This window comes from Marivita sp., from assembly GCF_020055635.1.
Classification (GTDB): domain Bacteria; phylum Pseudomonadota; class Alphaproteobacteria; order Rhodobacterales; family Rhodobacteraceae; genus Marivita.
Map to the genome: position 1 here is coordinate 1 of NZ_JAIPUT010000113.1, position 6,101 is coordinate 6,101.

Below are 6,101 nucleotides of genomic sequence, written 5' to 3' on the forward strand. Positions count from 1 at the left end.
GGTGAGTTTCGTAGCAAGCGATCACCATGCCCTGCGAAGGATCTCGCAACGTGCGAGAAGCGCTGGCAGAAGGCTGGACTTCATCGCGCAAACAAGCAGGACAAACGATCGAAATCTGCGACTATCAACATCAACTCAAATTAACCCTTGCAAAACAGGAGCTGTCCACAAATTACAGCAACCGTCTGGCAGCATTCGAACATGGACTTAGCAAGGCATTTCGACTGATGCTTCGTCTTCTGCGCAACCAAAAAGGGGCCATTGGCTGTTGTTGCATGGATTGAATTGCGCGAAGTTTGGTGGTCAACCGAAACTAAAGTTCGGCACATAGGGTTTTCTGGGTGCGCTGGCAGAACCGCTTGACGGATGCGAGTATTTCGTCGGCAGATTTGACCCATCGGTATGGTTTGGGGTTCTCGTTGTGCGCCTCGATGAAGGCAGCAATGTCGGCCTCCAGTTCGGCTGTGGATCGATGAACACCCCGTTGCAATTGCTTTCGTGTCAACTTGGCGAACCAACGCTCCACCTGGTTGATCCAGCTTGCCGAGGTGGGCGTGAAATGCACATGCCAGTGCGGGTGGCGAGCCAGCCACGCCTTCACGCGCGGCGTTTTGTGCGTGGCGTAGTTGTCCATCACCAGATGCACGTCCGGGCCTTCCGGCATGACGGCGTCAATCCTCTTGAGGAAGTCGAGGAACTCGGTCGCCCGATGCCGTTTGTAGCATTTGCCGATCACCGCCCCCGTGGCGATGTAGAGCGCGGCAAAGAGCGAGGTCGTGCCATGGCGAATGTATGTGTGGCTTCTGCGTTCGGCGAAACCTGGTGCCATTGGCAGCACCGGCTGCTCGCGGTCCAGCGCCTGGATCTGGGATTTTTCGTCTACACACAGCACGATAGAACGGTTCGGCGGCGACATGTAAAGGCCGACGATGTCCTGCACCTTGTCGACGAACAGCGGATCGGTCGAGAGTTTGAACGTCTCGCTCCGATGCGGTTGCAGGCCGAAAGCGGCCCAGATACGCCGGATTGTCGTATGCGACAGGCCCGTTGCTACGGCCATCGATCGGATCGACCAATGTGTGGCATCTTTCGGCGTGCTGTTCAGCGTGCGTTCGATTACTGCGGCCACCTGATCGTCCGATACGGTGCGTGGCCGACCCGGGCGCTATTCGTCGGCCAATCCCTCAATCCGATCCTTCACAAACCGCCTGCGCCACTTGCCAACAGTGTGCTCATGTACGCCGAGCCGCGCACCAACCTCCTTGCTTTGAAGACCTTCCGCGCAGAGCAAGATCATCCTGCACCGGTCCGAAAGCGACCTTGCCGCTTTGTGTCTCCGAAACTGTGCCTTGAGGAAGGCGCGCTCTTCGTCGCTCAGAACAACTTCATCTGCCAAACGCCCCACCATCGCATCATTGCGGCGAGACCTTGAGTATGCAAGTGTGACGGAATTCGGATTTTTCTGAATGGTGCGGCGGACAGGGCGCCTCTCATGAACCTTTCCCGTATTGTGCTGCAAGTCCGGGGGACACCTTTTTGAGTTTTGCGGGCTGCGCCAAAGTCCTCACCTCAGACGGAGTGACGAGTATTAACAACACCAACTGGCTCAGCATCACTACACCAGAAGCGCCATAGGATGTGGCTTTCCCATCTCAAAGCCCCATATCTGCCATGCAGATAAGCAATCACAGATCAGGCTTCATGGGAATCCTGAATCGGAAAGGGCGCAACACGCTAGCAGAGCGGCGCGCTGACCAGAAGGTCGCAATGCAGAAAGCCCTTGTCATAGCTGTCGGGGTCCGGCTTGTGGCTTTGCGCGGCATGAGGGTCAGGTCTGCTGTCCTTGTGGAGACTGGTTCGAATTAGTCTGCCAGCGCGCCATCAATAGGTCGCCCGACCGCCCGACAGGTCGAAGACTGAGGCGGTGGTGAAACTGTTTTCCTTAGAACAGAGCCAGGCGATCATCGCCGCCGCTTCGTCAAGCTCAAGGAACCGGCCTCGCGGGATCTTCGACAGCATGTAGTCGATGTGCTCTCGCTTCATTTGGTCGAAGATCCGGGTGCGCGCGGCGGCGGGCGTGACGCAATTCACCGCGATATCCATGCCTGCAAGTTCCTTGCCTAGCGACTTGGTCAGTCCGATGACGCCGGCCTTGGACGCCGAATAGGCACTGGCCATGGGGTTGCCTTCCTTGCCGGCCACCGAGGCTATGTTGACGATGCGCCCATAGCGCTGCGCCGTCATCGCGAGCACGGCGGCGCGGTTGACATGGAAGGTGCCCAGCAGATTAATTTCGATGATCTGGCGGAATTCCTCGACCGGGTAATCGGCCAGTGGTCCGTTGGAGCCGGCGATGCCGGCGGAGTTCACTAAGATGTCGGCGCGGCCTGCCGTATCGAGCGTCACCTGCATCGCTGCCGCCACGCTGGCCCAGTCCGCGACTTCGACATCGCAGGCAAAGGCGCCACCTCCGATCTCCCGCGAGGCCTGATCCCCGAGCGCCTTGTCGCAATCCCAGATAACGATGCGCGCGCCACCCTTAGCCAAGCGGTCGGCAACCGCGCGGCCGATGCCCTGCGCGCCGCCGGTCACGATTGCGGTTTGGTTGGTAAAATCTGTCATTTTGTTGCTGCCTTCCGTGTGTTCTGGATGATCTGTTCCGCCCTTGGGCCTTGCCCGAGGCGACGATGGTGTGAAGTGTCCCGACGGCGAGGCCCCAACATCGCTGGGGTTTTCGTTGCGGCCCTGCCCGAGTGCGACGTCGACCAGCCGGTTGGGCGGTCCCTCGCAACTGTATTTCCAGGCCCGCGGAGGCACCTTCGTCACGCTGGCCTTGCCATCCGGAAGCTTGAGCTCCAGCCGTTCGGTCTCAATATCCAGAAGCACTGAGTCTTTGCTGCCGTAGATGCGGATATCGACCTCAAAGCCGTGGCCGTTGGGCACCCCGCAACTGCTGGAGAACACGCCAGTGGCGGCATTGGCGAAGCGCACCGTAGCTTTTTCGAATAGGTCGATCGTCGAGGGAGCGTCAAACATAATCGAACTCACCGAGGCGGCGCTTAGGTCGGTCATCCAGTAGTGAATGCCGAGCGCGTGAGAGAGCTGCCCATAGGCATAGGCATCGCCCTTGTCATTGTTCTGAGACGACCGCCGACCATGACGATATTTCCGTAGCCTTGCCCGATCAGGTAGCGCGTCATCTCGATGGCGGCCGCGTAGTTATTGGAGCCAACGGCGGTGTCGATCGCATCCTCGCGAAGGTTCCACGCCTCGACCGTCGGACCCAAGAAGCCTCCAACAGCTCGCTATGGAAAAAAAGCCGATGAGAATAATAGCTTCGGCCTAGCGGGCTATGAAGGTGCGCACGGCCTCTTCTTTCTTCTGCGGCGACCATTCGCTGACCACCAGCAGCATCTGCCGCTTCATTGGCGCCAGGATGCGGCTGACCACCTGCGCGAAATCGGCATCGAGCGAGCTGGGGAGGATCGGCACCACGACCGCGATCATCTCCGAGCGCTGCGAGATCATCGAGCGCAGGGTAAGGTTCGAAATATAGCCGATCTCGTTGATGGTGCGCTGGACCTTCGCGCGGGTCTCGGCGTGCACCGTATCGGACTGGCGCAACGCGCGCGGCACGGTGATCAGCGACATCCCCGAGGCTTTCGAGACGTCCTTCAGCGTCATCTTCCTGGGACATAAACTTGGCAACCTCGTTTCTCAGTGCATCACACCAGCGCTGCGATCACATCGTCCGTCTGGGTCACAAGCGCCACATTCTGCATCGCGTAATCGATGCTGGCACGGTGCCAATCGGCATTCATCGTCGAACAACCATCCTCGGGAATCACCATGACATAGCCTTTGTCGGCACCCGTCCGAGCAGTGTGCTCGATCGACATGTTAGTCCAGGCGCCTGTTTCAATCAGGATATCGCGTCCCTCGGCCCTGAGCACCGTCTCAAGACAGCTGCCCTCCCAGGCACTCATGCGCATCTTTTCGACAACGTGATCGCCTGGCTGGGGGGCCAACTCATCCACGGGCGCCCCACCCCATGTGCCGCGCACAAGAGCGCTCTCGTCTACTACACCCTCGAACAAAGGTGCGTTCAGAGTTAGCCCCGGTGCACCGGGGTGTACGAGGAAATGCACGTGGATCACCGGCACACCCAACTCGCGACAGCGTGCGGCTAGGCGCGCAACATTGGCAATGGCGTTCTGCTCTCGGCAATGCTGCGGGCTACCCGAGGCGGCAAAGGCACCGCCTTCCATCACCACGTCGTTCTGCATGTCCTGGATGATCAGCGCGCAGCGGCTGGCTTCCAGCCTTAACGGATCGTCTCCCCTCTCCGCAGACGCCGAGTTGGCGGACTTGCGCGCCCGCATGAAGGGCTCGTTGCGCGGGCCGATCAGGGTCGTGATCGAATAAATGCTGGTGCTGGCGGCCACGAACAGCGTGCGCCAATTCTCGCCACCCCAATGCAGGTTCGCGGGCATCTCGGGGATCGACACTTTGCCGATCAGCTTCCCCGTGGGCGCATAGACCCACAGCCCACCGGGAGCCGTGACCCAGACGTTGCCCTCGGCGTCGCATTTCATCCCGTCCGGCACGCCAGGTTTCAGGCTATCGCGGATGCCACTGGCAAAGATGCGCCCGTTCGTCAGCTTGCTCGCGCCAGCCACGTCGAAGACACGGATATTCGCCTGCTCGGTATCGTTGATATAGAGCTTGGACTCTACTGGGCAGAAGCACAGCCCGTTGGGCATTGTGAACAGGTAACGGTCGACCACCAGTTGCGGCTCATCCCCCGGCCTATGCCCGGGCGGGAGGCGAAAAACGCCCTGCCAGCTCAGCTCTCGCGGGCGCTCGACTCCAAAACCGGGCATGCGCCCGTACCAAGGATCGGTGAACCAGATCGAGCCGTCGGATTTCACCACGATGTCGTTGGGCGAATTCAGCTCGCGCCCCTCGAAGTGCGAGGCCAGAATTTCGCGCTGACCGCCCGGGGACAACCGCGTGACCGAGGATGTGCTATGCTCGCAGACCAGCAGGTTCAGGGCGGCATCATAGGTCATGCCGTTGCCTTTGTGCGACGGCCGCAGAACCTCGCGCACACCAGATCGGTCGTAGCGCCGCCGCACGTCTCCGGGCATGTCCGAGAACAGCAGGTAGTGATCCGACGGGTGCCAGATAGGCCCTTCGGTGAACTCGAACCCCGAGCCGACCTGTCGGACCGGGGCGTGTTCGTCGATCAGGCGGCGAAAGGCGGGATCAAGGGCTTCATGCGCCATATCTGGACCTCACGCCGGGAACCAGTCGCGCCGGGGCACGGATTGCGTCACCGGGCCGGGCACCACCATGTCGCAGCGCCCCACGACGCGGCCCTGTTCGACCACCGCAGGCTTGTCATGGATCGGCAGCAGATATTTCGCGCCGGAATACATCAGCTTGCGGATTGCTCCTTTTTCCTGCCGCTTGGTATTCCCGTGATTGCCCGTGACCTGGTATTCTTCGGGGCCAAAAGTGCGCACGGGCTCGATGATCTGATCGTTGAAGTCATAGATCACGTCGCCGCAGATCGTTGCGCGCCCATCATCGGTGTCCACATGGACGTTCATCGAACCTTCGGTGTGCGCGCCCGCCTCGTCCAAAAACACGCCAGGGATCAGCTCTACCGAACCTGAGATCGCCAGATCTTCGAGCCTCAGCGCGCCCGGATGGTGCAGCCGTTCGACAAGGTGGATGATATCGGGCTTGGGGTATTGCGGGTGCATCAGACCCGAAACGGAATATTCCAATTCGCGCCGATTGATGACGACCGTGGTGTTCATCGGAAAGTGATCGTCTTTTCCTGCGTGGTCGATATGCAGATGCGTGTGCAGAACATAGCGCACGTCCCCGGGCTTGACCCCATGATTGGCCAGCTGCCGCTCGATCATGTTTTCGTGGAATTGCAGTCCCCGCATGCCCAGCGTTTCCATGATCGCATTGTCGCGATAGCCGGTGTCGACGACGATGGGCACAGTGCCGCCAAGGATCAAAAAGCCGTAGACCGGCACGCGCCGGGTGCGCCCGCAGTCGCGCCCGAGCACCAGAAAGCTGCT

Annotated in this window: 6 protein-coding genes and 1 pseudogene; 1 reads left to right on the forward strand and 6 read right to left on the reverse strand. The window is 60.1% G+C overall.

The genetic code is table 11. The features are described 5' to 3' along the window. Positions 1-50 precede the first annotated feature (50 nt). A complete protein-coding gene (locus LCF60_RS22975) occupies positions 51-284 on the forward strand; it encodes a hypothetical protein (RefSeq protein ID WP_292294868.1) in 234 nt (77 codons plus the stop codon). Positions 285-313: 29 nt separating this feature from the next. Here LCF60_RS22975 and LCF60_RS22980 read toward each other — a convergent pair. The 6 genes and pseudogenes from LCF60_RS22980 to LCF60_RS23005 form a co-directional block, all read right to left on the reverse strand. Beyond that, a pseudogene (locus LCF60_RS22980) lies at positions 314-1,408 on the reverse strand (IS630 family transposase). Between the two features lie 473 nt (positions 1,409-1,881). Beyond that, entirely contained in the window at positions 1,882-2,622 is a 741-nt protein-coding gene (locus LCF60_RS22985; RefSeq protein WP_292294873.1) for an SDR family NAD(P)-dependent oxidoreductase, read from the reverse strand. A 446-nt stretch (positions 2,623-3,068) separates the two neighbouring features. Further along, a complete protein-coding gene (locus tag LCF60_RS22990; protein WP_292294869.1) occupies positions 3,069-3,287 on the reverse strand; it encodes a hypothetical protein in 219 nt (72 codons plus the stop codon). A gap of 55 nt (positions 3,288-3,342) precedes the next feature. Further along, positions 3,343-3,684: a LacI family DNA-binding transcriptional regulator gene (locus LCF60_RS22995; protein ID WP_292294870.1), complete on the reverse strand. Its 342-nt coding sequence runs from the start codon at positions 3,682-3,684 to the stop codon at positions 3,343-3,345. A 41-nt stretch (positions 3,685-3,725) separates the two neighbouring features. Further along, on the reverse strand, positions 3,726-5,288 hold the full coding sequence (locus LCF60_RS23000; protein ID WP_292294871.1) for an isochorismatase family protein: 1,563 nt from the start codon (positions 5,286-5,288) through the stop codon (positions 3,726-3,728). A gap of 9 nt (positions 5,289-5,297) precedes the next feature. Continuing rightward, positions 5,298-6,101: MBL fold metallo-hydrolase (locus LCF60_RS23005; RefSeq protein WP_292294872.1), on the reverse strand; the 804-nt coding region annotated here is incomplete at its 5' end.

What these genes read in the sequence shown, in the direction of transcription:
- LCF60_RS22995 (WP_292294870.1), bottom strand. Translation starts at nt 3,684, where the DNA reads ATGACGCTGAAGGACGTCTCGAAAGCCTCGGGGATGTCGCTGATCACC.
- LCF60_RS23000 (WP_292294871.1), bottom strand. Translation starts at nt 5,288, where the DNA reads ATGGCGCATGAAGCCCTTGATCCCGCCTTTCGCCGCCTGATCGACGAA.
- LCF60_RS22985 (WP_292294873.1), bottom strand. Translation starts at nt 2,622, where the DNA reads ATGACAGATTTTACCAACCAAACCGCAATCGTGACCGGCGGCGCGCAG.